Below are 25738 nucleotides of genomic sequence, written 5' to 3'. Positions count from 1 at the left end.
TATCGGCTTCGATCTCCCTCTCATCAGGAATTCCGGCCAGTGGACGTGGAACACGTCCCATCTGCCGATCAAAGCCTTTCTCCAGGAGAAGAAGGAGAAGTCGATATCCTCTGGAGCGAAGCGCGTCACCTGGTCGACGAATCGTGTGGTTCCGTCCGGCGGAGCGACGGAGAGGAGGACTCGGACGGTATTCCTCTTCGGGGCCGGATCGGTCACGCGTCATTCCCTTTCGAAGTGTTCAGGATATGGAGTCCCATTCGGGAATCCGACGATTGTCGGCCGGACGAACGGGTGTCATGCCCTCGTCCCGCACTGTCTGTAATACTCGACGAACCGAGGTGAAGGCTAATCGAACGGGTTCGCGGGCGAGGTGAACGATTCTCGCCGTCATGACCCCCCAACGGGTAGCCGTACCGGTCTCGGTCCCGAATTCCCCGGTGTTACCGTCAAGTGATCCGTCTGGAGACCCTCGCCCCGTGAAAGCACTGTATCTATCCGGCGCTCCGCGCCTGTCGACCAAGCCCTCCACCGAGAGTCTGGGCCCGCGCTCGCACATTCTCGGCGTGATCAACGGCTTGGAGCAGAGCGGCGTCCGGGTCGAGCGCTTCATCGTCGGCGACGCGATGCCGGAGGCGGTGCACGGGCAGGGGTCGGAGAGCCGCATGTCCGGCTCGCGCCTGTCCATCGTGGCGACCGACGTCTTCCGGCTGGTCTCCCGGGTGCGCTCGCGCTTCCAGCTGAAGCGCCGGGTCTCCGGGTCGACCGCCGACTTCGCCTACGAGCGGTACGCGCTCTTCCAGGAGCTCGGCTCCCTCGCCCGTCGCGCCACCGGGGCCGTCTGGGTCCTGGAGGTCAACGCCCTCCTCGCCGTCGAGGCGACCAGCGAGCGACGGGCGACCACCAGCCGCGCGCTCGCCGAGTGGATGGAGGGACGCACTCTCCGCCGCGCCGATCTGATCGTCGCCGTCACGGACGCCCTCGCCGACCAGCTCACCGCCCGGTACGGCATCCCCCGGGAGCGCATCCTCGTCGTCGCCAACGGCGTCGACCACACCGTGCACCGCCCCGCAGAGATCGTGGACGGGACCCGCACCCCGAGGATCGGGTTCCTCGGCACGCTCTACCCGTGGCAGAACGTCTCCTCGCTGGTCGAACTGCTGGCCTCGGAGGACCTGGGCGAGGTCCACCTCGACATCGCCGGCGACGGACCGGTCCGCGCCGACCTGGAGAGGCAGGTCCACGAGCTCGGCCTCGCGGATCGCGTCACCTTCCGCGGACGGGTGCACCCCGATGACGTCCCCGCCTTCCTCGCCGGCGTCGACCTCTGCTTCGCCGGACACTCCAGCGCCAACGGCAGCTACTTCTCCCCGCTGAAGCTCTGGGAGTACCTCGCCGCGGGCAAGCCGGTGGTCGCGAGCCGGCACGACGTGACGGCGGGCCTCCAGCGCGAGGGCTATCCCGTCGTCTGCTACGACTCGGCAGGAGAGGAGGACCTGCGCAGTGTCCTCACCGAGAGCGTCCGCTCGCTGCCGGAGCTCTCCCGGGTCGCCGCCGACCGTCAGCGCGACGTCTGGGCCGAGCACTCGTGGGCCCGCCGCGTCGAGACCATCGTCACCTCCGTGAAGGAGACCGCATGACAGCCGCTGCGCGCACTGCGCTCCCCTTCGACCTCGGTCATGTGGACGCCCGGACCGCTCCGGAGATGATCGCCGAGATCCTCGCCGGCGAGCACCGCGGCCGCATCATCGGGAACCTCAATCTGCACGGGCTCTACATGGCGCAGACCGACGAGCACTTCCGCCGGTTCTGCGAGAAGGCCGACACCGTGCTGATCGACGGCTGGCCGATCCTGGCGCTCGCCCGAGGAACGGCGGTCGACTCGCCCCTGACTCCGCAGCACCGCATCGGCAGCACCGACTGGCTGTTCCCGCTGATCGAGAACGACGAGCCTCTGGTGGTGGTCGCTGTGGGCGGCACGCCGGAGTCCTCGGCCGCAGCGGCGGAGGCGGTCGCCGCCCGCACGTCCCGGATGACCTGGCTCGCGTACGACGGATTCGACCAGCAGTGGCACGGCATCGGCGAGGAGCTGCCGCTCGCCGAGTCGCTCGCCCGTGCCGATCTCGTCCTGGTCGGGATGGGCATGCCCCGCCAGGAGCGCTGGATCCTGGAGAACCGGGACCTCGCCCCGCGGGCGGCGTTCGCGAACGTGGGGGGCTGCCTCGACTACATCGCCGGCACGCAGGCGCTCGCCCCGCGGTGGATGGGCGCCCTGGGCGTGGAGTGGCTGTTCCGCCTGGCGCGCGACCCGCGCCGCCTCGCGGCTCGCTACCTCCTCGAGCCGCTGCAGCTGCTCCGCATCGTCCTGTCCGGCCGGTCCCGCGCGAAGCGGACGCCCGGCCCGTGCGACTCTCCGCGGCCGTCCGGCCGGGTGTCGACCGGAGTCGGTCCGCACTGATCCCCGCCGGCGGGCCGCCTCAGGCCTGAGCGGAGTACTTCTCCTCGGTGGCGGCCTTCGCGGGGCGCCACCAGTCCTCGTTGGCGCGGTACCAGTCGATGGTGGCGGCGAGTCCGGCGTCGAAGTCGGTGTAGCGGGGGCGCCAGTCGAGTTCGGTGCGCAGGCGGGTGGAGTCGATGGCGTAGCGGAGGTCGTGTCCGGCGCGGTCGGTGACGTGGTCGAAGGCGTCCTCGGGTTGTCCGAAGGCGGTGAGGATGCGGGTGACGACGTCGAGGTTGCTCTTCTCGCCGTCGGCGCCGATGAGGTAGGTCTCGCCGATCTCGCCGCGGTCGATGATGGCCCAGACGCCGGTGTTGTGGTCGTCGACGTGGATCCAGTCGCGGACGTTGGCGCCGGTGCCGTAGAGCTTGGGGCGGATGCCGTCGATGGCGTTGGTGATCTGGCGGGGGATGAACTTCTCGACGTGCTGGTAGGGGCCGTAGTTGTTGGAGCAGTTGGAGATCGTGGCGCGCACGCCGAAGGAGCGCACCCAGGCGCGCACGAGGAGGTCGCTGGCGGCCTTGGTCGAGGAGTAGGGGCTGGAGGGGTTGTAGGGGGTGTGCTCGGTGAAGCGCGCGGGGTCCTCGAGCTCGAGGTCGCCGTACACCTCGTCCGTCGAGATGTGGTGGTACCGCACGTCGTGCGCGCGCACCGCCTGCAGGAGCGCGAAGGTGCCGATGACGTTCGTCGCGAGGAAGGGCGTCGGGTCGTGCAGAGAGTTGTCGTTGTGCGACTCCGCGGCGAAATGGACCACCAGATCCGCGTCGGCGACCAGCCGGTCCACCAGCTCGGCGTCGGCGACGTCGCCCTCGACCAGCCGCACTCGGTCGGCGACGGGGGCGAGGGAGTCGCGGCTGCCCGCGTAGGTGAGCTTGTCGAGCACGGTGATCCGCGCGTCGGGACGCTCGCGCAGGGTGAGGTGGACGAAGTTGCTGCCGATGAAGCCGGCACCGCCGGTGACGAGGATCCGCACGGGTTCTCCTGGAGGTCGGGAAGGTCGGGGGAGGCCGGGCTCAGCGGCCCGCGTTCACGCCTTCGAGGCTGAGCAGGCGGTGGAGGTAGGCGCCGTATCCGCTCTTGACCAGCGGTGCGGCGAGCTCGGCGAGGCGGGCGTCGTCGATCCAGGAGTTGCGCCAGGCGATCTCCTCGATGCAGCCGATCTTGAACCCCTGCCTCTGCTCGATCACGCGCACGAACTCCGTCGCCTCGATCATGGAATCGAAGGTCCCGGTGTCGAGCCAGGCCGTTCCCCGGTCGAGGACCTGGACGTTCAGCCGCCCCGCCTCGAGGTAGCGCTCGTTGATCGTCGAGATCTCGAGCTCGCCGCGGGCCGAGGGCGTGATCGTCTTCGCGATCGCCACGACGTCGTTGTCGTAGAAGTAGAGGCCGGGCACGGCGTAGTTGCTGCGCGGCTGCTCGGGCTTCTCCTCGATGGAGACGGCTCGGAAGTGCTCGTCGAACTCGACGACGCCGTAGGCGCGCGGGTCGGCGACCTGGTAGGCGAAGATGACGGCGCCCTCGATCGTGGTGTTCGCCGCGAGGGCGGTGCCCAGGGCGGTGCCGTGGAAGATGTTGTCGCCCAGGACCAGGGCGACGGACTCGTCGCCGATGAACTCCTCGCCGATCAGGAACGCCTGCGCGAGCCCGTCGGGGGAGGGCTGCACGGCGTACTCGATCCGCATGCCCAGGCTCGACCCGTCGCCCAGCAGTGCGCGGAACTGGTCGTTGTACTCGGGGGTCGTGATCACGAGGACCTCGTCGATCCCGGCCATCATCAGCGTCGACAGCGGGTAGTAGATCATCGGCTTGTCGTAGATCGGCATCAGCTGCTTCGAGATGCCCTTGGTGATCGGCCACAACCGCGACCCCGAACCACCCGCGAGGACGATGCCCCTCATCGGAGCAGCCCCGGGTGAGGAGCGGCGGCGGGGGTCCGCTGCACCGCCGAGGGGAGCGTGAAGATCTGCGGGGAGAGGGTCACGGAGCCGACTCTATCGGCGGCGCCGCGGTGCCTCCGCATGCCGGTGCGGCGGGCGCGGAATCCGTGGCGGGGACTGACGGTCGAGCGACCGCTGCCGACGCGATCCGACTCCGTGAGCGGCGCGCACGCCGCCTCCGCGTCCGTATCGCGCCTCCCACTCGGAGGCCGCCGGGCACGGGGATAACTTCTCCGACGTCCGCGGCTCCGCCTGCCGCGACGGAGAGAGGTACCGCCCTGTGCACGAGGTCATCGACCAGCGGGACTCCGCGCTCCTCCCGTCTCCCGGTCCCTGCCGCCGATCCCCCCTGACGGGGGGAGTCCGCCCGTGCTGACCATCGGGATCGTCGCCCTCGACGCCTGGCACGCGGCTCCGCTCGAGCGCGCCTGGCGCCGCCAGGGGCACCGCGTGGTCGTGGTGACCGGTGACCCGGAGGGGTTCAGCGGGGCGGAGCTCCGCCCCAGCGTGCTCGCCCGCTTCCTTGAGCCCGCCGGCCGGAGGGGCGCCGGGTCCGTCGGGCTCGCCGTCGTCACGCGCCGGGCCCGCCGACTGCTCGCTCCGGAGCGGCCCGACCTCGTGGTGGCTCTCCCGGGGACGGCCGTGGAGCTCGCCGGGCTCGCTCCGACGACCGTCCTCCTGGCCGACGACCTCCCGGCACTCCCGCGCCTCCGGTTCGAGGAGGAGCGCCGCGGTGCTGTCGTCGTCACCCCGACGGAGCGGCTCGCGTCAGCCCTCGCGGGAACGGTCGTACCCCTGGGCCTGCCGGACGCGTCGTTCCCGACGCCGTCCGCCCCCGACGGGCCCCTCCGCTTCGCCGCCGTGGGAGCCTCCGGTCTCGACCGGGGCGCCGAGCGGCTCGATCTCCTCGCCCGGCTGGACGGCACCGAGTACGTCACCGTGATCGACGACGGCGGCGGCATCGCCGACGACCTCGCATCGGGGCTGCGCTCCGTCGGCGAGCAGGACCGCGACGGCGTCGTCGAGGTGCTCCGCCACTCCCACGTGTACGCCCACCTGACGCCGTCGACGACCGGCGCGGCCGCCGGACTCGACGCGCTGGCGAGCGGGCTGCCGGTCCTCGCGATCGAGTCGAGCGTCCTGGCCGATCTCTGCGCGGCGGGGGCGGGCGTGGTCCTCTCCGACGACGCGACGCGCGAGGAGTACGAGGACGCCCTCCATCGGCTCCGGCGCGAGTGGACGGCTCTCTCCCGGGGAGCCGCCGAGCTCGCGCGGGAGCGCCCGTGGTCCGTCGCGGCCGAGGAGATCCTCGCCCTCGCGGAGGGACGCGTCCGTGTCGCCTGAACCGGTCCCGGCTGTCGGCGCCTCCGCCGACGCGATGCTGCCGAACGCCGTCGCCCTGCGCCTGGCCGCCGTGCTGGTGCAGTACACCCTGCGGACGCACGGCGTCCGCAGCCTCGTGGTGAAGGGCGAGGGTCTGCACCGCCAGGGGATCCGCGCGCCGATGACGTCGGCCGACGTCGACCTCTGGGTCGACCCCGAGCGCTTCGACGAGGCTCTCGGGCTGCTCGCCTCGATGGGCTGGCGCCGCCGCGCCGAGGCTCTCAGCTGGACCCTCTTCGTCGACCACTCGATCACGCTCGTCCACCCCTCGTGGCCGTGCGACGTCGACGTCCACCGCTCCTTCCCGGGTGCCTTCGAGGAGGAGCGGATCGTCTTCGACCGCCTCTGGGCGGCCGCCGAGGATCTGCCGCTGAGCGACGAGACCCTGCGGATCCCCGGGCGCGCGCACCACCTCGTGCTGCACGCCCTGCACCAGCTGCGCAGCGCGCGCTCCGCCTCGGCGACCACGGCGCTGGCGGTTCTGAAGGCGCACGCCGCCGGCCTTCCGAGCGAGGAGCGCGAGGCGATCCGCGACGCGGCCGTCGAGCTCGGCGCGCAGACGCCGATGACGGAGCTCCTCGCCTCCTGGGGAGTCCCCGCCGCGCCCGAGGAGCGCTACCGGCAGGCCCAGATTCTCTGGGACGTGCGCCGCAGCTCCGACCGGCACACCTTCAACTGGCTGCACGCCGTGGCGTCCGCTCCCTGGCGCCTGAAGGGAGGCCTGCTGCTGAGAGCCGCCTTCCCCACCCGCGCGGATCTCGAGGCGAGCCATCCCGAGGCGACGACGGTCCGACGTCGGCTCCGGCTCCGGGGGGAGCGGACCCTGCGGGCGCTCCGAGGCCTCCCCTCCGCCCTCACCGGTTTCGCCAGGGTGGCGCTGAGCGGCCGCAGCGAGGAGCAGGGCCCGGCGTCCTCGTTCGAGGCGATCGCGGCGACCACGGCGCCGGTGAGCGACCTCCCGGCCTCGTCCGATCCCGCGGCGAGCGCCGTGCATCCGGTGGAGGCCTCCGCCGAGGCGCAGGGTGGCAGCGCGCCGACGGCCCAGCGCTTCGCCGTCGAGCGCACGGACCGTCAGGTCTACGTGCTCGACCTGTCCCGCCCGTCGGTGCCCCCGATCGTGCTCTCGCTGAGCGCCGCCTCGGTCTTCGAGGCCGTGATCCGGCAGCGCCGGCCCCGGGACGAGGTCGTCGACCTCCTCGCCGATCACTACGACGTCGACCGCGGGACGATGGGCCGCGACGTCGACGCGGTCCTGGCCGAACTCGACGTCCGCTTCCCGGGCGCGGTTCCCGACGGGGCGCTCTCATGAGGGCCCCCCGTTCCCGATCCCTGCGGATCCTGCACGTCCTCGACTCCTTCGAGGACGGGGGCGCGCAGCGTGTGGCCCTCTCCCTGGGTGCGTGGAGCCGCGAGCACGGCTGCGAGACCGCCTACTGGGGGCGTCCCGGACCGCTCAGCGACCGCGCCGCGCAGGAGTCGCCCGTCTTCGTGGTGCCGAGACCCGGACAGGGCTTCGCGGCCGATCTGCGCGAGCTCGCACTCGCCGTCCGCCGGTTCCGCCCGCACGTCCTGCACGCCCACCAGCGCCGCGAGGCTCTGCTGGCCCTCCTCGTCGGCGCCGCGCTCGGTGTCCCCGTGGTCGAGCACGCGCATACCGAGCTGCCCGGATTTGACAGGCGAGCGCTCTCCTTCCGTTCCCGGCGGGTGTTCGCCGTCTCCGCCTCCGTGGGGCGGATGGTCGTCGAGGGCTACGGCCGCCCGCAGGATCGCGTCGTGGTCACCGGCAACGCCCCGGCGAACGTCACCGCGGAGCCTGCGAGCGCGCCGGAACTCGCCGAGCCGGTCGTCCGCGTCCTCGGCATCGGGCGGCTCGCGGAGCAGAAGGACCCGGTCCGCTTCCTCGCGGTCGTCGAGGCCCTCGCCCGGGTCCGCCCCGTCACCGGCACCTGGCTCGGCGACGGTCCGATGCTGCCGGTGCTGCGCGAGCGAGCCCGGGGAGCCGGAGTGGTCGACTTCGCCGGTCCGTCGGCGGACGTGACCGGAGCGCTGGACACGGCGCACCTCCTCCTGTCCACCTCGCGGTGGGAGGGGACTCCGCTCGTGATGCTGGAGGCGATGGCCCGCCGTCGCCCGGTCATGGCGACCGACGTCGGCGGTGTGGGTGAGCTGCTCGCCGACGGTCGGGGCCTCCTGCTCCCCGCCGACGCCGACGGGGAGCGGATCGCCGAGCTCCTCGCCGCCGCTCTGGAGCGACCCGAGGGGCTCCTGATGCAGGCCGACCGCGCGAAGGCGTGGGTGGACGAGGCCGCCTCGCCCGACGCCGTCTTCGGACCCGTCGTCGCCGCCTACCGCGAGCTCGGGGGCCGACGGTGAGCGGGGGCGTGCACTCGGTGACCGTCGTGGCTCCCTGCTACAACGCGATCGCCCGGCTCGACGGCTTCCTCGCGCGGCTCGCACTCACTCTCGGACCGGGGATGCGGGTCGTCCTCGTCGACGACGCGTCCTCGGACGGCACGGCGGAGGTGCTCGAGAAGTGGGCCGAGGGACGCGAGGACGCCCGGGTCCTGCTCCTCGAGCAGAACGGCGGCGTCGCTGCCGCCCGGAACCGCGCCCTCGACGGCATCGACTCCGAGTTCGTCTGGTTCGTGGACGTCGACGACGAGTGGGACACGGAGATCCTCCGGACCCTCACCGCCGAGGCCGAGCGGACGGCGGCCGACGTCGTCGTCTGCCGGGCGCTCTACCGCACCCGGCAGTCGACCTCCGGACGTGTGATCGACGGCCTCGACCGGCGCGAACTGGTCTCGTCCGAACTCGCTCTCGAGCGGATGGCGTCCGGGCGCCTGCACGGCTTCCTCTGGAACAAGCTCTTCCGCCGCGCCGTCCTGCAGGAGGAGCTCTTCCCGCGCTTGAGCTCCCAGTCCGACTTCGTCGGCGTGCTGCGGGCGGTCCAGGCGTCGGAACGGGTGCTCTTCGTGCCGGAGGTCCTCTACTCCTACGTCCACACGGCGTCCTCGATCACCCGTCGGCGCGACCCGGACCTCCGGAACCTCCTGGTCTGCGCCGAGGAGATGCGCGCGGCGCTCGCCCGTACGTTCGAGGAGGTGCCGCGCCCGCTGTCGGACTGGTTCACGACCTGGTTCTACGCCGTCCCCGTCGCGCTCACCCCGATCCGCCAGAACTCCGACGCGGCGCTCGTCGAGACCGGCGTCCGGCTCGGGTCCGAGGCGCTGCGCGACGTCCGCGTGCTCCGCTCCGCGCGGTCGCCGCGGCTGCTCGTCCTGGGGCTGGTGCTCAAGCACGTCCCCGCCGCCTTCACGGCGCTCAGCCGGATCCTCTACGCCGTGCACGACACCCGCCGCCGGCTCTCCGATCGGAGGAGCACCCGGTGGACGACGTGACCGTCCCCGTGCAGGCGGCCGCGACCGGCCCCTTCCGCACACCAGCTCCGTTCCCTCCCTCCCGCACCGACCCCCGAGGAGCACCGGCATGACCTCCTACATCACCGGCCGCATCGAGCGGATGCCGGCCAGCATCACCACGCTCGACGAGGCGGCGGAGGCCGTGCTCGAGCTGTCCCGGAGCGGCCGCGACGGGCTGGTCGTCACGCCGAACACCGACCACTTCGTGCGCTGGAAGCACTCCGGCGAGTTCCGGCGGTACTACGGCCGGGCGTCCCTCGTGGTGCTCGACGGGGCGCCTCTGGTCTGGCTGGCCCGCTCGTACGGCCACCGCACGGCGAGCCGCGTGACGGGCATCGATCTCTTCACCGAGGTCTGCCGCCGCGCGGCGCTCGAGGGCGCGCCGGTCGCTCTCGTCGGCGGACGCCCCGGAGTCGGCGATCGCGCAGCCGCCGAGCTGCAGCAGCGCTTCGCCGGGCTCCAGGTTCCGGTCGTCGTCTCGCCGGAGCCGGCCGAGCTCGCGGACGACGCCTACCTCGCCCGCCTCTCCTCGACCCTGCGCGCGGCCGACGTCCGCATCGTCGCGCTCTGCCTCGGCTCCCCGAAGCAGGAGGAGGTCCGCGAGCGCCTGCTCGCCGTCGGCGGCACGGGAGCGGTGTGCCTCGGCGTCGGCGCCGCCGTGGACTTCCTCGCCGGCGAGATCCCGCGGGCGCCGCTCGTGGTGCAGCGCCTCGGCCTCGAGTGGGCGCACCGGCTCAGCCGGGAGCCCGGCAGGCTCTGGCGGCGCTATCTGGGCGACGCCGTGCGGGTGCTGCCGAGCGTGGTCGCGGCCCTCCGCTACCGGGTGCGCCGTGCCGTCCGCTGAGCACGCGGGAGTCGCCGCCGCCGCCGAGAGGCCGCTGGTCCTGGTCTGGAAGCGCGCGTGGCTGCAGGACTCCGAGACGTTCGTCCGCAATCAGATGCACGGACTCGAGCGCTGGCGCGCCCTCGGAGTGGGCCTCGAGCGCACCGGCTCGGGCGTCCTCCACGACCGCACGGACATCGTCCTGCACGATCCGATCACCCCTCGCGGGCGGCGGTCCCTCCTCCTGCGGTGGTTCGGAGTGTCACGACGGCTCGACGCGATCGTCGATGAGCACCGGCCCGCCCTCATCCACGCGCACTTCCTCATCGACGCCGTCTCCATCGCGCGGTACGCACGGAGGAGGCGCCTCCCGCTCGTCGTGACGGGGCACGGCTACGACGTGACCAGCTGGCCGCTCGCGACCGGAGCTCCGCGCCTGCTCCGACCCCTCGCCCGCGCTCACCGCGCCCTCGAGGCCCGCGCCGTCTTCCGCACCGCGCACGCGGTGATCGGGGTCTCCCGCTTCATCACCGACGGGCTCCTGCGCCTGGGGGCGGACCCGCGGCGCACTGGAGTGGGCTACATCGGCGTCCCGACCTCCCGCCCCGAGGCCGCACCGGCTGCGGAGCGCGCGGGAATCGTCTTCGTCGGACGCCTCACCGACAAGAAGGGCGTCCCGGATCTGCTCGAGGCGGTCGCCGCCCTCCCCGGACCGATCCGCGACGTCCCCCTGACCGTCGTCGGCGACGGCCACCTGCGGGAGGCGCTCGTCGAGCAGGCGGCGCGGCTGCGCCTGCGGGTGACCTTCACCGGCTCCCTGCCCCCCGCCGAGGTCGCCCGCATCCTCGCCGGCGCCGCGGTCTTCTGCGCACCGTCGCGGACCGCGGCGACGGGCGACTCCGAGGGCTTCGGCATGGTCTTCCTCGAGGCCGCGCTCGCCGGCGTCCCCGTCGTCTCGTACCACCACGGCGGCGTCCCGGAGGCGGTCGAGGACGGCGTCACCGGGCTGCTCGTCCCGGAGGGGGACGTGCCCGGCCTGACCGGGGCGCTCGCCGCCCTGCTCCGGGACCCGGACCGCGCGGAGCGGATGGGCGCGGAGGGGCGGGAGCGCGTGCTCGCCTCGTTCGACCTCGCCGAGCGGATCCGCGACCTCGAGGACCTCTACGACCGGGCGGTCAGCGTCGACGACGGACGGAGATCGCGGATGAGCCGCGCCGAGCACCGCGCCGACGATCCGCGACCTGGCCTCCGTCCGGCCTCCGCCGGGCGGGAGAGGTGAGCCTGCGCCGGAGCACCGTCGACGCGACCGCCTGGACGGCGGTCTCGTTCGCCGTCGCGCTCGTCGTGCAGCTCGGGCAGTTCGCGCTCCTGGCGAGACTGCTGGACCCCTCCGAGATGGGGATCATCGCGATCGTCGCCCTGCTCAACGCGTTCGTCGACATCTTCCTCGGCATGGGGGTCGCCCAGGCGATCATCCAGCGCCGGCGGGCGACCAGCTTCGAGCTCTCGTCGGTCTTCTGGCTCAACCTCTCCGTCGGGCTCCTGGTCACCGTCGCCGTCCTCCTGGGTGCCGCACCGATCGCCTCCCTGCTCGGGTCCGCCGCCGCGGCGCCGGTCCTCACCGTCGCCTCGCTCGTGTTCGTGGGCAGCGCAGCCGGGCAGGTGCCGAGAGCGGTGCTCGAGAAGGGGATCCGGTTCCGAGCGGTCGCCGTGTCCGAGACGATCGCTCTCGTCGGCGGATTCGCCGTGACGGTCTGCCTCGCGGTCTCGGGCGCGGGGGCGCTCTCCTACGCGTGGGGGCTCGTCGCGACCGCGGCTCTGCGCTCCGTGCTCGCCCTCGTGCAGGCCCGCCGCTGGTTCCGGCTGCGGTTCCGGTTCCGGATCCGCGAGACCGCCCGCTTCCTCTCCTTCGGCGTCTTCCAGACCCTCGACGGCATCGTCAACTACCTGGGGTCGAACGCCGGCTCGCTCGCGATCGGCCGCCTGCTCGGACCGGCCCAGCTGGGCGGGTACACCCTGGGATACAACCTCGCCGTGAACCTCCCCGCGAGGGTCAACCCGATCGTGACGCGAGTGATGTTCCCGGTGTTCTCCTCGATCCAGCACGACCGCGAGCGCGTCGCGCGGAACCACCTCCGCGTCACCGCGGTGCTCAGCATGGCGAGCATCCCGCCGCTGATGCTGGTGGCGCTGCGCTCCGAGGAGATCGTGCGGCTGTTCTACGGACCCGGCTGGGGCTGGATCGCGGGCATGACGAGCGCGCTGACGGTGGTGGGCGCGGTGCGGGCCATCGGCAACCCGGTCGGCTTCATCCTGATGGCGATGGACCGGGTGCGGTTCGGGCTGATCGTGAACATCGTGAAGACCGCGATCACGATCCCGATGATCGTCGGCGGGGGAGTGCTGTTCGGACTCGACGGCTTGATCGGCGGGCTGCTGCTCTCGAGCGCTCTCGGCTTCGCCGTCACCTGCGCCGTGCTGCGGGTGGTGCTCGGAGTGCGCCTCGGCGCGTTCCTGCGCGCGTGCGCCGCGGGGCCGCTGCTCGCCGCACCGATGGCGATCGTGCTGCTCCTGCTCCGCCTGCTCCCCGAGGGCGCGCCCCTGCGGCTGCTCCCGGTGGAGCTGGCGCTCGCGGGCCTCGTGCTGGGAGCGACCGCCCTCCTGGCGCCGGGGCGCGACATCGCCGAGGCGCGATCGCTCGTCCTGTCGCGACTGCCCGCCCGGCTCCGGCTCGGCTCCGCCGCCCCGGTCGAGGTCGCCGTGGTGCTGGCCGCCGAGGAGCGCTTCGACGGCAGCGGGGGAGCCGTGGCGACCTGGGTCCGCGAGACGGTGTCCCGGTCCTCGCTCCGGATCGCCGTGCACGCGCCGTGGTCGTCGGCGTCTCCGGGCGTGGACGGCCGGCCGCACCGCCTGTACCGGCGGATCTACGCGGTCCAGCGGCGCGCGGCACTCCTCCTGGCGCGTCGGCGCGACAGCGACCCGGGCGCCGAGCTGCGTCGGCTGTCCTTCGGTGGCCGCTTCTGGCTGCTGGTGCTCGCTCCGTCGCTGCGCCGTGTCCCGACGGTCTGGATCCACAACCGCCCCCGCTACGCCGTGCGCCTGCGCCGCCTGGGCTACCGGGGGCGGATCGTCGCACACCTGCACAACGACCTGCTCGATCACCTGCCACCCGATCCCGCCGCCGCCCGGCGCTACCTCGACGCGGTCGACGAGTGGATCTTCTGCAGCGAGTTCCTGCGCGCCCGGGCGGTCGACCGGTACGGCCTGATCGCCACAGCCGTCCTGTACAACGGGGTCGTCCCTCCGCCCGAGGTCCCGCCGGCGCCGCTCGGCGGTACTGCGGAGGCGGTCTTCGCCGGGCGACTGGTGGCCGAGAAGGGAGCCCGCGAGGCCGTCGAGATCGTGAGGCGGATGCGGACCGAGCACGGCGCCGATCTGCGGCTGGTCATCGCCGGCGCATCGGGCCTCGGGGACGACGCGACGCCCACCCCGTACGTCCGAGCGCTCGACGAGGCTGTCGCCGCCCTGCCCGGCGTCGTGCGCCGGCTCCCGTTCCTCCGGCACGAGGACCTGCTGGAGCTGTTCGGCTCCTCGGCGCTCCTGCTCTACCCCTGCCGCTGGGACGAGCCGTTCGGGATGGTGGTGGTGGAGGCGCTCTCGCGGGGGATCCCCGTCGTGACGGTCGAGCGCGGAGGCCTCCCCGAGATCCTGCGCACCTCCGACGGAGTGGTCGACGGATCCGTCCTCGTCCCGCCGGGCACGGAGGAGGAGGTCGCGGACACCGTCCTCGCGGAGCTCCCCGCCCTCATCGCCTCGCTGCGCGATCCCCGGCGGCGCGCGGAGGTCGCTGCGGCGTCGCGGCGCCGAGCGGCGGACTTCGGCTGGCCGGGCATCGCCCGCCGCGCGGACGAGCTGCTGGCAGACCCCCGTGGCTGAGGCGCGGGGACGCCGCGCGCACGCGGATCGACGTTCCGCGCCAAGCCCGTCGAGGCTCGTGCCGCGCGATTAGTGTCGGCGCGACATGCCACCTCCATCCCCTCTCCCGCCCGCGTCCGCCGACGCCACCGCCTCTCCCGTGCTGCTCGATCCGCCTCCCGCTCCGGACCGGCGCCCGCGGACGACCCTCCCGCCGCGAGAGGTCGGCCCGTCGTCCCGGAATCGGCGCGCCGCTGCTCCGCTCCGCCAGACGGAGGCCGCCACCGGCACCTCCGTGGAACGGCTCTGACATGGGCCGCCACGCCGACGACGCCCTCCTCCGCCGCCCGACCGCCTCTCGTCCCTCCGTCATCGCCGCGACCCGCGTCACCGACGCTCCGGAGACCCGCGGGCGGCCGTCGCGCGCGCCGGCGGATCCCGCTCAGCGGCGGCACGAGCGGATCGTCCTCGTCTTCCTCGCGGTGCTCCTGGCGCTGAGCGTCGTGCAGCTCTACACCCTGGGGCCCGTCACCGCTCCGGTCGCCTGGAGCCTGCTCTTCCTCCCGTACTCCGTGGCGCGGCTGCGCGGCGGGCGGATCGACCGGTTCGTGGTCGTGGTCCTCCTCGTGATCGCCGGCACCCTCTTCGCGCTCACCTACTCCGGAGCACGCGCGGCCGCGCTGCGCGACGTGGTCTCCGTCGTCTCCTTCCTCACTCCGTACCTGGCCGTCCGCGGGCTCGGCGACGGCGCCTGGCGGGTCGTCGGCCGCGCCCTCGGCTGGGCGGCGCCCGTGTTCCTCCTCCAGGTGACGCTCACGATCCTCTTCCAGCTCGATCCCGTGCAGGAGACCGCCTACCTCCGGTGGCCGGACGCGGTGCTGTTCTCCGACATCTACGTGCGGGACATCTTCACGACGTCCTTCAACAACGTCCTGCAGGAGAAGTCGGGAGGGTTCTTCCTCAACGGCAACATCGCCTCGATGTACATGGCCACGACCGGCGCGCTGGCCTTCGCCGTCTGGAGACGGCAGCGGGGGAGGCTCCTCGTGCTCGTCGCCGTCGCCGGGCTGGTCGGCGCCCTTTTCACGCTGTCCAAGACCGCGATCGTCCTCGCGATCGTCCTGCCCCTGCTGGTCGCCGCGATCCGCGGACTCAAGGGACGCAGCCTCGGTCCGGTCGCTTGGATGATCACCATCCCCTCCGGGATCACGGCCGTGTACGCCGTCGCCGTGTCCTTCCCTCAGCTGGCGGAGGCGGGCCTGCTCACGCTCGGGGCCCGCGGCGACTTCCTGCGCCTGGCTGCGAGTGCGTTCCCCGACAACTGGCTGCTGGGGCTGGGGTACGGCGGATGGCAGGAGCTGTGGCTGGCGCGCTCGTCGCAGTTCACCCAGCACAGCGAGCCCCGCCCGCCGCACAACCTCCTCGTCACCGCGTGGACCAACGGCGGACTCCTGATCGCGCTCCCCGTCCTCGCGTTCCTCCTCCTGGCAACGATCGCGGTCGTGCGCCTGCTCCTCCGGGTCTCCCGGAGCGAGGCCGTCACCGCTGGGGCGCTCGCCGTCGCGATCCTCTGGACGTTCCTGCACGGGATGGCCGACAACACCACCTGGTTCGGCGATCAGCACTCGCTCGCGACCTTCGCCGTCTCCGTGGCGCTCGTGGGCGTCCTGTCGGCGGAAGCGCCCGCCGCGCCGAGCCGAGTCCCTCCCGAACGCGCTCGGGCGGCCTCGGCCGGCGCGGGTCGGGCGCCGCTGCGACGGCCGCCGAGCCCCGGCCTCGGGCGGCGCTGACGCGACCGCCGCGCCGCAGCCGGTCCGGACACGGACCGCGCCGGTATCATCGACCCGTTATGGCACGCATCTACGACTGCTCCGTCGACACGGACCTCCTGACCGGCACCCGTCTCGCGCGGACGGCCATCGGCCGCGGCGAGCTCGTGGTGATCCCCACCGACACCGTCTATGGCGTCGCGGCCAACGCGTTCGACGCCGCCGCGGTCCAGCGCCTGCTCGACGCGAAGGGACGGACGAGGCAGTCGCCGCCGCCCGTCCTGATCGGGGACGTGGCCGCCCTCGACGCCCTCGCCGAGAACGTGCCGGAGGCGGTGCGCGACCTCGCGCGCGAGTTCTGGCCCGGCGGGCTCACCATCGTCCTGCACGCCCAGCCCTCACTGGTCTGGGACCTGGGCGAGACGCGCGGGACCGTGGCGCTGCGCATGCCGGACAACCCGGTGACGATCGAGCTCCTCGCCGAGACCGGCCCGCTGGCGGTCTCCTCCGCCAATCGCACGGGGCAGCCCTCGGCCACGACCGCACAGGAGGCGTTCGACCAGCTCGGCGACTCCGTCGACGTCTATCTCGACGCGGGCGCCGCCGGATCGCGCTACAGCGACCGCCCCGCGGGCGCCAGCGAGTCCTCGACGATCGTCGACGCCACAGCGCTGAGCTTCGAGGGCGGCACCCTGCGCATCCTGCGCCAGGGCGTCGTGTCGGCCGAGCGGATCCGCGAGGTCGTCGGAGACCTGCTGCCGGATCCGGACGCGCCCCGTGCTGAGACGCCGGAGCCCGACGCCGGTCGGGCCGGAGTGGTGCTGTCCGGTGACTCGCAGGAGCCGGACGAGGCTGCGACCGGCAGCGACCCCTACGCCTTCGAGCGGACCCCGTCCGCGCGTCCCGACTGGGCCTCCGGAGCGCGCCTCCAGGACGACTCCGCGCCCGCCGATCCCGCGCCCATAAACCCCGCCGATCCGCTCGACGCCGACCCGTCGAGCACGAGCACGAGCACGACCACGAACGGGTCGGCTCCCGGCACGCCCGGCACCGGCGCCGCCCGCACCGACTCCGCTCCGGGTGAGTAACCGGTGATCACCTTCGCCCTCGTCTCGCTCGCGGTCGCGCTCGTGACCGGAGCGCTGTCGTGGGTCATCTGGAAGCTGAGCCTGAAGTACCGGCTCTACCCGAAGATCCGCGTCAGGGACATGCATACGCGGCCGACCCCCCGCCTGGGCGGCATCGCGATGTTCCTCGGGATCCTCGTCGGCTTCGGCATCGCCTCCCAGCTGCCCTACTTCCGGCTGGTGTTCGCCAATCCCGAGCCGATCCTCGCGATCCTCGGCGCGAGCCTGCTCATCGTCCTCATCGGCGTCGCCGACGACATCTGGGACCTGGACTGGACCACGAAGCTGGCCGGTCAGCTGATCGCCGCGGGCCTGATCGCCTGGAAGGGCGTGCAGATCGTCTCCCTGCCGATCGGCGGCCTGACCGTCGGCTCGCCGTGGATGTCGCTGATCATCACCGTGCTCGCGATCGTCCTGGTCACCAACGCTCTCAACTTCATCGACGGCCTCGACGGCCTCGTGGCGGGCGTCGCCCTGATCGCCAACGGCGTCTTCTTCCTCTACAGCTACCTGCTGGTGCAGCAGACCTCGCCCACCGACTACTTCAACCTGGCCTCGCTCATCGCGGTCCTGCTGGTCGGCGCCTGCGCCGGATTCCTCCCCATCAACTGGCGTCCGGCGCGGATGTTCATGGGCGACAGCGGCGCACTGCTGATCGGGATGCTGATGGCCACCTCCGCGATCGCGGTCACCGGCCAGATCGACCCGGCCCAGCTCGCGGCGAAGGAGCTCCTGCCCGCGTTCATCCCGATCATCCTGCCGTTCGCGATCCTCGTGGTGCCGCTGATGGACTTCGGCCTCGCCGTGATCCGGCGCCTGCGCGCGGGAAAGTCGCCGTTCAGCGCCGACCGGAAGCACCTGCACCACCGCCTGCTCGACATGGGGCACTCCCACCTGCACGCCGTGCTGATCTTCTACGCGTGGACCGCCGTCGTCGCCGTCAGCTGCCTGCTGATGTTCGTGGTCGACGTGCTGTGGGTCCCGCTCGTCTTCCTCGGAGTCGGTCTGCTGGTCTGCACCGTCGTCACGCTCGCCCCGCTCAGCCGCCGCAAGCGGCTCGAGGCGGCGGCGCAGTCCGCGGAGGCCTCACCCGCCCTCGACCCCCTCGACCGCGCGTCCTCGACGGAGCTGATCCGTCCGCCGGCCGGACTCCCGATCGACCGGGACACGACAGCGCCGACCACGGCGCGGAAGGAAGCATCATGACCGGAGCCTCCCCGGCCACCCCCCGTCCGCAGCCCGCGTCCGTCCCCGTCCTGCGCCGCGCGCTGGTCGTGGGCGGCCTCTTCGTGCTCGCCCTGGCCGTTCTCGGCACCGTCGTCGGCGGGATCGCCGCCGGGGGAGAGGGCGCGATCGGAGCCCTCCTCGGCGCGATCGTCGGCGGCGTGATGGTGCTCCTCACCGCCGCGAGCATCCTCGTCGCCAACCGCCTCGACATCGGCGGGTTCTTCGCCGTCGTCCTCGGCACGTGGCTCGCCAAGTTCGTGCTGTTCGTGATCGCCGCCCTGGTCCTGCGCGATCAGCCGTGGCTGAACAGCACCGCGATGTTCGTCACGATCATCGTCGCCGTCCTGGGGTCCCTGGTGATCGACGTCCTCGTCGTCTCGCGCTCGCGCATGCCGAACGTCAGCGACATCGCTCGATGAGGACGAGCCGAACGGTTCCTGAGAGGACCACGATTCGGCTCTCAGGCCGTTCTGTTGCTACAGTAGGGACGAATCCCGCAGGCGAACGTGTCCTCAGATCGTCTCATCGTTGATGGCGGTCGTCGAGCACGATCGCCGTCCGAGCGGAAAACCCCACCTTTCGTCGTCGCGAGAGCGTTGCGTCCGAATGATTCGATTCGGTCGGCTGCAACGTGCCACGCCCCGAATTCCAGGAGCTAGCGCTGTTTGCTAACGCTGTGACCCTGTTGGTCTCGTCCTCGACCGGTGAGAGTGACTTCCACACCCCGTCGATCTCCGAGTTCTTCCCGCCCGGTTTCCTCTTCGAGGGAACCCCTTTCGAGATCAACCGCGTCATGCTGGTCCGCTTCATCGCGGTCATCGCACTGATGCTGTTCTTCTGGCTCGGGACGCGCAAGCTGCGCCTCGTCCCCGGCCGCTTCCAGAACGTCGTCGAGCTCGCGTTCGACTTCGTCCGCGTCACCATCGCCAAGGACATCCTCGGCGAGAAGGACGCGCGCCGGTTCCTCCCGATCCTCGTGACGATCTTCTTCGCGATCATCTCGATGAACCTGACCGGCATCGTCCCGTTCCTGAACATCGCGGGGACCTCCGTGGTGGGCATGCCGCTCTTCCTCGGCCTGGTCGCCTACGTGACGTTCATCTACGCGGGCATCAAGGACCGGGGGATGGGCTTCTTCAAGAACGCCCTGTTCCCGCCCGGAGCGCCGTTCCTGATCTACTTCATCCTCACGCCGATCGAGCTGCTGCAGACGTTCATCATCCGTCCGCTCTCGCTCGCGCTGCGGCTCGTGATGAACATGATCGTCGGCCACCTCCTGCTGGTGCTGTGCTTCTCGGCCACGCAGTTCTTCCTCTTCAGCTCCCAGATCGACCCGGGCTTCAAGCTCTTCGGCGTCGTGACCTTCGCCTTCGGCGGTGCGTTCACGCTCTTCGAGCTCCTCGTCGCCGTGCTGCAGGCCTACATCTTCACCCTCCTCGCTGCGGTCTACATCCAGTTGGCCGTCGCCGAGGAGCACTGACCCCACTACTCACGGGCTCCCGCCCGTTCTCACGATCACCCCACTGAAAGGACCCACTCGTGGACTCAGTCACCGTTCTCGCCGAACTCACCGGCAACATCGCGACGGTCGGTTACGGCCTCGCAGCGATCGGCCCCGGCATCGGTGTCGGCATCGTCGCGGGCAAGACCGTCGAGGCCATGGCGCGCCAGCCCGAGATGGCCGGCCGCCTCCAGACCACGATGTTCCTCGGCATCGCGTTCACCGAGGTGCTCGCGCTCATCGGCCTCGCCACCTACTTCATCTTCGCGGCGTAGTCGTGTTCAGCACCGCTGTGAACATCGCTGCGGAAGAAGGTGACGTCCCCGCGGTCATTCTGATCCCGGAGTTCTACGACTTCTTCTGGTCGGGGGTGATCTTCCTCATCCTGCTGTTCTTCTTCTGGAGGCTGGTCCTGCCGCGCCTGCAGAAGATGCTCGACGCGCGCTCCGCCGCGATCGAGGGGAACATCGCGAAGGCCGACGAGGCCCAGCGACAGGCCGAGGCCGCCCTCGAGAAGTACACCGCCCAGCTGGCCGAGGCCCGCGCCGAGGCCGGAGTGATCCGCGAGAAGGCGAACGCCGACGGCAACGCGATCGTGGCGGCGAAGAAGGAGCAGGCGCAGGTCGAGGCCGAGCGCATCCTCCACAACGCGCACGCCCAGATCGAGGCGGACCGTCAGGCCGCCGTGGTCTCGCTCCGCTCCGAAGTCGGAACCCTCGCCATCGACCTCGCCTCCGGCGTGATCGGCGAGAGCCTCAACGACGACGCGAAGGCGTCCGCGATCGTGGACCGCTTCCTCGCCGACCTCGAGGCCTCGGAGAAGGCGAACAACTGATGGGCAGCGCGTCCAGGCAGGCACTCGCATCGGCGAAGGCGGAGCTCTCCGCCCTCGCCGGTCAGGCGTCCCTCGACACGGCCCAGCAGCTCTTCGAGGCCGCACGGGTCATCGACGGCCAGGCGCAGCTGCGCGCGGCCCTCGCCGACCCGAGCGCCGACTCGAGCAGCAAGCAGGCTCTCGTCGCCCGCGTGTTCGGTCCCTTCGGCGAGCCGGCCAAGCGCCTGCTCACCGTGATCGTCGGCCACCGCTGGTCGAGCCCGAGCGACATGGTCGCCGGGGTCGAGGAGGTCGGGGTCCGCGCGATCGCGTCCTCCGCTCCGGAGGGCGTCAACCTCGAGAAGGAGCTCCACTCCTTCGGCGAGGTCGTCGCCTCCGACGCCCAGCTCGAGCTCGCGCTCGGCAGCAAGCTCGCCGCCGCCGACTCGAAGGTCGCGCTCGTGCAGCGCCTCCTCGAGGGCAAGGCCGCGGCCGAGACGCTGGCGATCCTCCGGCAGCTGATCGCGCACCCGCGCGGTCGCCGCATCCCGGAGCTCGTCCGCTTCGCAGCAGGCGTGGTCGCCGACCAGGGCGGGTTCATCCTCGCCACGGTCTCGGTCGCCGCACCGATCGCCCCCGAGCAGCTCGACCGGCTCCGCTCGGCGCTCACGCGCCAGTACAGCCGACCGGTCTCCGTCAACGTCGTGGTCGATCCCTCCCTCCTGGGCGGGATGCGCCTGCACGTCGGCGACGAGGTCATCGACGGAACCGTCTCCGCACGGCTGTCCGACCTGAAGCTCCAGCTCGCGTCCTGACGGGCGCACGTATCCTCAGAGGGCACTGCCCTCGACCCCCGCACCATCCAGGTCAGGCCCCGACGACCTCTTCGGCTCGCACGGACCCAACGAATAGGAATTCCCATGGCAGATATCACCATCAGCCCGGATGAGATCCGCGACGCGCTGAAGGACTTCGTCTCGTCGTACGAGCCGGGCAAGGCCTCCACCACCGAGGTCGGCTACGTCATCGACGCCGCCGACGGCATCGCCCACGTCGAGGGCCTCCCCGGCGTCATGGCCAACGAGCTCATCCGCTTCTCCAACGGCGTCCTGGGCCTGGCCCAGAACCTCGACGAGAACGAGATCGGCGTCGTCGTCCTCGGCGAGTTCTCCGGCATCGAGGAGGGCATGGAGGTCACCCGCACCGGCGAGGTCCTCTCGGTCCCCGTCGGCGACGGCTACCTCGGCCGCGTCGTCGACCCGCTCGGCAACCCGATCGACGGACTCGGCGAGATCGCCTCCGAGGGCCGCCGCGCCCTCGAGCTCCAGGCTCCCGGCGTCATGTCGCGCAAGTCGGTCCACGAGCCGCTGCAGACCGGCATCAAGGCCATCGACGCGATGATCCCGGTCGGCCGCGGCCAGCGCCAGCTCATCATCGGGGACCGCCAGACCGGCAAGACGGCCATCGCGATCGACACGATCATCAACCAGAAGGCCAACTGGGAGTCGGGCGACACGAACAAGCAGGTCCGCTGCATCTACGTCGCCATCGGCCAGAAGGGCTCGACCATCGCCTCGGTGAAGGGCGCGCTCGAGGACGCCGGAGCGATGGAGTACACGACCATCGTCGCGTCCCCCGCCTCCGACCCCGCCGGCTTCAAGTACCTCGCCCCCTACACCGGCTCGGCCATCGGCCAGCACTGGATGTACGGCGGCAAGCACGTCCTGATCATCTTCGACGACCTGTCGAAGCAGGCCGAGGCCTACCGCGCCGTGTCGCTCCTCCTGCGCCGCCCGCCGGGACGCGAGGCGTACCCGGGTGACGTCTTCTACCTGCACTCCCGTCTGCTGGAGCGCTGCGCGAAGCTGTCCGACGAGCTCGGCGCCGGCTCGATGACCGGTCTCCCGATCATCGAGACCAAGGCGAACGACGTCTCGGCCTACATCCCGACCAACGTGATCTCGATCACGGACGGCCAGATCTTCCTCCAGTCCGACCTCTTCAACGCCAACCAGCGTCCCGCGGTCGACGTGGGCATCTCGGTCTCGCGGGTCGGCGGCGACGCGCAGGTCAAGTCGATCAAGAAGGTCTCCGGCACGCTGAAGCTCGAGCTGGCGCAGTACCGCTCGCTCGAGGCCTTCGCGATGTTCGCCTCCGACCTCGACGCCGCCTCGCGCCGTCAGCTCGCCCGCGGCGCCCGCCTCACCGAGCTGCTCAAGCAGCCGCAGTACTCGCCGTACCCCGTCGAGGAGCAGGTCGTCTCGATCTGGGCCGGAACGAACGGCAAGCTCGACGAGGTCCCGGTCCCCGACGTGCTGCGCTTCGAGCGCGAGCTCCTGGACTACCTGGGCCGCAACACCCAGGTGCTGAACACCCTCCGCGACACCAACGTGCTCTCCGACGACACCGTCGCCGAGCTCAACCGTGCCGTCGACGGCTTCAAGCTGGAGTTCCAGACCGGTGAGGGCAAGCCGCTCGCCTCGGTCGGGCGCGAGGAGCACCAGGCCATCGCGGCCGACGAGGTCGGCCAGGAGAAGATCGTCAAGGGCCGTCGCTGACCAGCGGCACCCCGACGATTCGCCACTTTTAGGACAACAGGAGACACATGGGAGCGCAACTCCGGGTCTACCGGTCGAAGATCCGCTCGGCCCAGACGACCAAGAAGATCACTCGGGCCATGGAGCTGATCTCGGCCTCGCGCATCCAGAAGGCGCAGAACCGCGTCGCTGCCGCGGCGCCGTACTCGAACGCGATCACGCGCGCCGTGTCCGCTGTCGCGACCTACTCGAACGTGGAGCACCCGCTCACGACCGAGCGCGAGAAGCTGGACACGGCCGCGATCGTGATCTTCACCTCCGACCGCGGCCTCGCCGGCGCGTTCTCCTCGAGCGTGCTCAAGGAGGCCGAGGAGCTGGCCGCGCTGCTGCGCAGCGAGGGCAAGGAGGTCGTCTTCTACCTGGTCGGCCGCAAGGCGAACGCGTACTTCTCGTTCCGGAAGCGGGCCAGCGTCCGCGTCTGGACGGGCGGCACCGACCAGCCCGTGTTCGAGACGGCGAAGGAGATCGCGGACGCGGTCGTCGAGTCGTACAACCTCGATGACGAGGAGGGCGGCGTGGACGAGATCCACCTCGTCTACAACCGCTTCGTCAGCATGGTCACCCAGCAGCCGACCGTCGTCCGGCTGCTGCCGCTCGAGGTCGTCGAGGGCGCCGAGGAGCAGAACAGCGAGCTGTACCCGCTCTACGAGTTCGAGCCCGACCCCGAGACGGTCCTCGACCGCCTCCTGCCCGTGTACGTCGAGAGCCGCATCTTCAACGCGATGCTGCAGTCGGCGGCCTCGGAGCACGCGGCACGCCAGAAGGCCATGAAGTCGGCGAGCGACAACGCGGACACGCTGATCAAGACCTACACGCGTCTCGCCAACAACGCTCGCCAGACCGAGATCACGCAGCAGATCGCCGAGATCGTCGGCGGCGCCGACGCCCTGTCCTCCTCCAAGTAAGAGGGCTCCGCTCCACACAGTTTCGACTCCGCCCTCCGGGAGCGGTGAGACCACAGAAGGAAGTAGCAATGACACTGACCGCACCTGAGGCGGCGACCGGGACGTCGGGCGGGGCCATCGGCCGCATCGCCCGCGTCACCGGCCCCGTCGTTGACATCGAGTTCCCCCACGACGCGATCCCCGAGGTCTACAACGCGCTCTACACGCACGTCGAGGTCGAGGGCGTCTCGAGCAAGCTGACCTTCGAGGTCGCGCAGCACCTGGGCGACGACCTCGTCCGGGCCATCTCCCTGAACCCCACCGACGGACTCGTCCGCGGCCAGGAGGTCCACGACACCGGCCTGCCGATCTCGGTCCCGGTCGGCGACGTGACCAAGGGCAAGGTCTTCAACGTGATCGGCGAGGTGCTCAACGCCGACGCCGACGGGAAGATCAACGGCGAGTCGTTCGAGATCACCGAGCGCTGGCCCATCCACCGCAAGCCCCCGCAGTTCGACCAGCTCGAGTCCAAGACCGAGCTGTTCGAGACCGGCATCAAGGTCATCGACCTGCTCACTCCGTACGTGCAGGGCGGCAAGATCGGCCTGTTCGGCGGCGCGGGCGTCGGCAAGACCGTCCTCATCCAGGAGATGATCCAGCGCGTCGCGCAGGACCACGGTGGAGTGTCGGTGTTCGCCGGCGTCGGCGAGCGCACCCGTGAGGGCAACGACCTCATCGCCGAGATGGAGGAGGCGGGCGTCTTCGACAAGACCGCGCTCGTCTTCGGCCAGATGGACGAGCCGCCGGGAACGCGTCTGCGCGTCGCCCTGTCGGCCCTGACCATGGCGGAGTACTTCCGCGATGTGCAGAAGCAGGACGTGCTGCTCTTCATCGACAACATCTTCCGCTTCACGCAGGCCGGCTCGGAGGTGTCGACCCTCCTGGGCCGCATGCCCTCCGCGGTGGGCTACCAGCCGAACCTCGCCGACGAGATGGGTGTGCTCCAGGAGCGCATCACCTCGACGCGCGGACACTCGATCACCTCGCTGCAGGCGATCTACGTCCCCGCCGACGACTACACGGACCCGGCGCCGGCGACCACCTTCGCCCACCTCGACGCGACCACCGAGCTCTCCCGCGAGATCGCGTCGAAGGGCCTCTACCCGGCCGTCGACCCGCTCACGTCCACCTCGCGCATCCTCGACCCCCGCTACCTGGGCGCCGACCACTACCGCGTGGCGACGAACGTGAAGCAGATCCTGCAGAAGAACAAGGAGCTGCAGGAGATCATCGCGATCCTCGGTGTCGACGAGCTGTCGGAGGAGGACAAGATCACGGTGTCGCGTGCGCGCCGGATCCAGCAGTTCCTCTCGCAGAACACCTACATGGCGAAGAAGTTCACGGGTGTCGAGGGCTCGACCGTCCCGCTGAAGGACACGATCGAGTCGTTCGACGCGATCACCAAGGGCGAGTTCGACCACGTGGCCGAGCAGGCGTTCTTCAACGTCGGCTCGATCTCGGACGTCGAGGAGAAGTGGACCCAGATCCAGAAGGAGAACGGCTGATCATGGCCGGGACCCTGAAGGTCAGCGTCGTGTCCGCGAACGCCGAGGTGTGGTCCGGAGAGGCGAAGCAGCTCACGGCTCGCACCGTCGAGGGCGAGATCGGCATCCTCGCCGGCCACGAGCCGATGCTCGCGATCCTCGCCACCGGCGAGGTGCGCGTCACGGCCCTGGACGGCACGCGTCTCACCGCGCAGGCCGACGACGGCTTCCTGTCCGTCGAGAACGACGTGGTGACCGTGGTCGCCCGTCAGGCATCGCTGGTCTAGTACACCGCCGCTCA

Annotated in this window: 23 protein-coding genes; 21 read left to right on the top strand and 2 right to left on the bottom strand. The window is 71.2% G+C overall.

Features of this window, described 5'->3' with window-relative positions; genetic code table 11:
• The first annotated feature begins 389 nt into the window (after window positions 1-389).
• Window positions 390-1637, top strand: coding sequence for a glycosyltransferase (locus tag GSU40_RS10385; protein WP_104249575.1), 1248 nt, complete (start codon window positions 390-392; stop codon window positions 1635-1637).
• On the top strand, window positions 1634-2455 hold the full coding sequence (locus GSU40_RS10380; RefSeq protein ID WP_104328334.1) for a WecB/TagA/CpsF family glycosyltransferase: 822 nt from the start codon (window positions 1634-1636) through the stop codon (window positions 2453-2455). The genes GSU40_RS10385 and GSU40_RS10380 overlap by 4 nt, the downstream gene beginning before the upstream one ends.
• Before the next feature lie 19 nt (window positions 2456-2474).
• On the opposite strand, the gene rfbB is transcribed toward GSU40_RS10380, so the two are convergent.
• On the bottom strand, window positions 2475-3467 hold the full coding sequence (gene rfbB / locus GSU40_RS10375; protein WP_104223009.1) for a dTDP-glucose 4,6-dehydratase: 993 nt from the start codon (window positions 3465-3467) through the stop codon (window positions 2475-2477).
• 40 nt (window positions 3468-3507) lie between these two features.
• Window positions 3508-4392 (bottom strand): glucose-1-phosphate thymidylyltransferase RfbA, encoded by an 885-nt coding sequence (gene rfbA / locus GSU40_RS10370; RefSeq protein WP_104223010.1) that lies wholly within the window; start codon window positions 4390-4392, stop codon window positions 3508-3510.
• Between the two features lie 408 nt (window positions 4393-4800).
• On the opposite strand from rfbA, the gene GSU40_RS10365 reads away from it, so the two are divergent.
• The 19 genes from GSU40_RS10365 (at window position 4801) to GSU40_RS10275 (ending at window position 25724) form a co-directional block, all read left to right on the top strand.
• Window positions 4801-5775: a hypothetical protein gene (locus tag GSU40_RS10365; protein WP_160034874.1), complete on the top strand. Its 975-nt coding sequence runs from the start codon at window positions 4801-4803 to the stop codon at window positions 5773-5775.
• Window positions 5765-7123, top strand: a complete 1359-nt coding sequence (locus GSU40_RS10360) for a PqqD family peptide modification chaperone (protein WP_160034872.1) — start codon at window positions 5765-5767, stop codon at window positions 7121-7123. Before GSU40_RS10365 ends, GSU40_RS10360 begins: the two co-directional genes overlap by 11 nt.
• On the top strand, window positions 7120-8187 hold the full coding sequence (locus tag GSU40_RS10355; protein WP_160034870.1) for a glycosyltransferase family 4 protein: 1068 nt from the start codon (window positions 7120-7122) through the stop codon (window positions 8185-8187). Before GSU40_RS10360 ends, GSU40_RS10355 begins: the two co-directional genes overlap by 4 nt.
• An 8-nt stretch (window positions 8188-8195) precedes the next feature.
• On the top strand, window positions 8196-9215 hold the full coding sequence (locus GSU40_RS10350; protein ID WP_160034868.1) for a glycosyltransferase family 2 protein: 1020 nt from the start codon (window positions 8196-8198) through the stop codon (window positions 9213-9215).
• A gap of 88 nt (window positions 9216-9303) precedes the next feature.
• The gene (locus tag GSU40_RS10345) at window positions 9304-10080 is read left to right on the top strand and encodes a WecB/TagA/CpsF family glycosyltransferase (protein WP_160034866.1); all 777 of its coding nucleotides are present in this window, start codon (window positions 9304-9306) and stop codon (window positions 10078-10080) included.
• The gene (locus GSU40_RS10340) at window positions 10067-11338 is read left to right on the top strand and encodes a glycosyltransferase (protein WP_160034864.1); all 1272 of its coding nucleotides are present in this window, start codon (window positions 10067-10069) and stop codon (window positions 11336-11338) included. Before GSU40_RS10345 ends, GSU40_RS10340 begins: the two co-directional genes overlap by 14 nt.
• Window positions 11335-13995 (top strand): MOP flippase family protein, encoded by a 2661-nt coding sequence (locus tag GSU40_RS10335; protein WP_160034862.1) that lies wholly within the window; start codon window positions 11335-11337, stop codon window positions 13993-13995. Before GSU40_RS10340 ends, GSU40_RS10335 begins: the two co-directional genes overlap by 4 nt.
• A gap of 290 nt (window positions 13996-14285) precedes the next feature.
• A complete protein-coding gene (locus GSU40_RS10330) occupies window positions 14286-15764 on the top strand; it encodes a hypothetical protein (RefSeq protein ID WP_160034860.1) in 1479 nt (492 codons plus the stop codon).
• Between the two features lie 59 nt (window positions 15765-15823).
• Complete coding sequence (locus GSU40_RS10325) at window positions 15824-16831, top strand: L-threonylcarbamoyladenylate synthase (protein ID WP_160034858.1); 1008 nt, start codon at window positions 15824-15826, stop codon at window positions 16829-16831.
• Between the two features lie 3 nt (window positions 16832-16834).
• Window positions 16835-18076: an MraY family glycosyltransferase gene (locus GSU40_RS10320; protein WP_208543309.1), complete on the top strand. Its 1242-nt coding sequence runs from the start codon at window positions 16835-16837 to the stop codon at window positions 18074-18076.
• A complete protein-coding gene (locus GSU40_RS10315) occupies window positions 18073-18516 on the top strand; it encodes a hypothetical protein (RefSeq protein WP_104223021.1) in 444 nt (147 codons plus the stop codon). The genes GSU40_RS10320 and GSU40_RS10315 overlap by 4 nt, the downstream gene beginning before the upstream one ends.
• Window positions 18517-18773: 257 nt before the next feature.
• Window positions 18774-19577 carry a F0F1 ATP synthase subunit A gene (atpB, locus tag GSU40_RS10310; RefSeq protein WP_068254016.1) on the top strand — a complete coding sequence of 268 codons (804 nt, stop codon included), beginning with the start codon at window positions 18774-18776 and terminating at the stop codon, window positions 19575-19577.
• 59 nt (window positions 19578-19636) lie between these two features.
• A complete protein-coding gene (locus GSU40_RS10305) occupies window positions 19637-19873 on the top strand; it encodes an ATP synthase F0 subunit C (RefSeq protein ID WP_055794702.1) in 237 nt (78 codons plus the stop codon).
• 2 nt (window positions 19874-19875) lie between these two features.
• Window positions 19876-20433, top strand: a complete 558-nt coding sequence (locus GSU40_RS10300; RefSeq protein WP_244229449.1) for a F0F1 ATP synthase subunit B — start codon at window positions 19876-19878, stop codon at window positions 20431-20433.
• On the top strand, window positions 20433-21227 hold the full coding sequence (locus tag GSU40_RS10295; protein ID WP_104232703.1) for a F0F1 ATP synthase subunit delta: 795 nt from the start codon (window positions 20433-20435) through the stop codon (window positions 21225-21227). Before GSU40_RS10300 ends, GSU40_RS10295 begins: the two co-directional genes overlap by 1 nt.
• A 105-nt stretch (window positions 21228-21332) precedes the next feature.
• Window positions 21333-22970, top strand: a complete 1638-nt coding sequence (atpA, locus tag GSU40_RS10290) for a F0F1 ATP synthase subunit alpha (protein ID WP_104223023.1) — start codon at window positions 21333-21335, stop codon at window positions 22968-22970.
• A 47-nt stretch (window positions 22971-23017) separates the two neighbouring features.
• The gene (locus GSU40_RS10285; RefSeq protein WP_104223024.1) at window positions 23018-23914 is read left to right on the top strand and encodes a F0F1 ATP synthase subunit gamma; all 897 of its coding nucleotides are present in this window, start codon (window positions 23018-23020) and stop codon (window positions 23912-23914) included.
• Window positions 23915-23982: 68 nt separating this feature from the next.
• A complete protein-coding gene (gene atpD, locus GSU40_RS10280; protein WP_104223025.1) occupies window positions 23983-25458 on the top strand; it encodes a F0F1 ATP synthase subunit beta in 1476 nt (491 codons plus the stop codon).
• A 2-nt stretch (window positions 25459-25460) separates the two neighbouring features.
• Window positions 25461-25724: a F0F1 ATP synthase subunit epsilon gene (locus tag GSU40_RS10275; RefSeq protein WP_104223026.1), complete on the top strand. Its 264-nt coding sequence runs from the start codon at window positions 25461-25463 to the stop codon at window positions 25722-25724.
• The last annotated feature ends 14 nt before the right edge of the window (window positions 25725-25738 follow it).

It is taken from the genome of Rathayibacter sp. VKM Ac-2805 (assembly GCF_009834265.1).
GTDB lineage: Bacteria > Actinomycetota > Actinomycetes > Actinomycetales > Microbacteriaceae > Rathayibacter.
The sequence above is the reverse complement of the archived record's forward strand: the minus strand, read 5'-3'. Positions and strand labels throughout refer to the sequence as shown.

Coding starts and splice junctions, on each gene's coding strand:
- GSU40_RS10275 (WP_104223026.1), top strand. CDS start 25,461: ATGGCCGGGACCCTGAAGGTCAGCGTCGTGTCCGCGAACGCCGAGGTG.
- GSU40_RS10380 (WP_104328334.1), top strand. CDS start 1,634: ATGACAGCCGCTGCGCGCACTGCGCTCCCCTTCGACCTCGGTCATGTG.
- atpD (WP_104223025.1), top strand. CDS start 23,983: ATGACACTGACCGCACCTGAGGCGGCGACCGGGACGTCGGGCGGGGCC.
- rfbA (WP_104223010.1), bottom strand. CDS start 4,392: ATGAGGGGCATCGTCCTCGCGGGTGGTTCGGGGTCGCGGTTGTGGCCG.
- GSU40_RS10385 (WP_104249575.1), top strand. CDS start 390: ATGACCCCCCAACGGGTAGCCGTACCGGTCTCGGTCCCGAATTCCCCG.
- GSU40_RS10285 (WP_104223024.1), top strand. CDS start 23,018: ATGGGAGCGCAACTCCGGGTCTACCGGTCGAAGATCCGCTCGGCCCAG.
- GSU40_RS10325 (WP_160034858.1), top strand. CDS start 15,824: ATGGCACGCATCTACGACTGCTCCGTCGACACGGACCTCCTGACCGGC.
- atpA (WP_104223023.1), top strand. CDS start 21,333: ATGGCAGATATCACCATCAGCCCGGATGAGATCCGCGACGCGCTGAAG.
- GSU40_RS10295 (WP_104232703.1), top strand. CDS start 20,433: ATGGGCAGCGCGTCCAGGCAGGCACTCGCATCGGCGAAGGCGGAGCTC.
- GSU40_RS10355 (WP_160034870.1), top strand. CDS start 7,120: ATGAGGGCCCCCCGTTCCCGATCCCTGCGGATCCTGCACGTCCTCGAC.
- GSU40_RS10315 (WP_104223021.1), top strand. CDS start 18,073: ATGACCGGAGCCTCCCCGGCCACCCCCCGTCCGCAGCCCGCGTCCGTC.
- GSU40_RS10345 (WP_160034866.1), top strand. CDS start 9,304: ATGACCTCCTACATCACCGGCCGCATCGAGCGGATGCCGGCCAGCATC.
- GSU40_RS10330 (WP_160034860.1), top strand. CDS start 14,286: ATGGGCCGCCACGCCGACGACGCCCTCCTCCGCCGCCCGACCGCCTCT.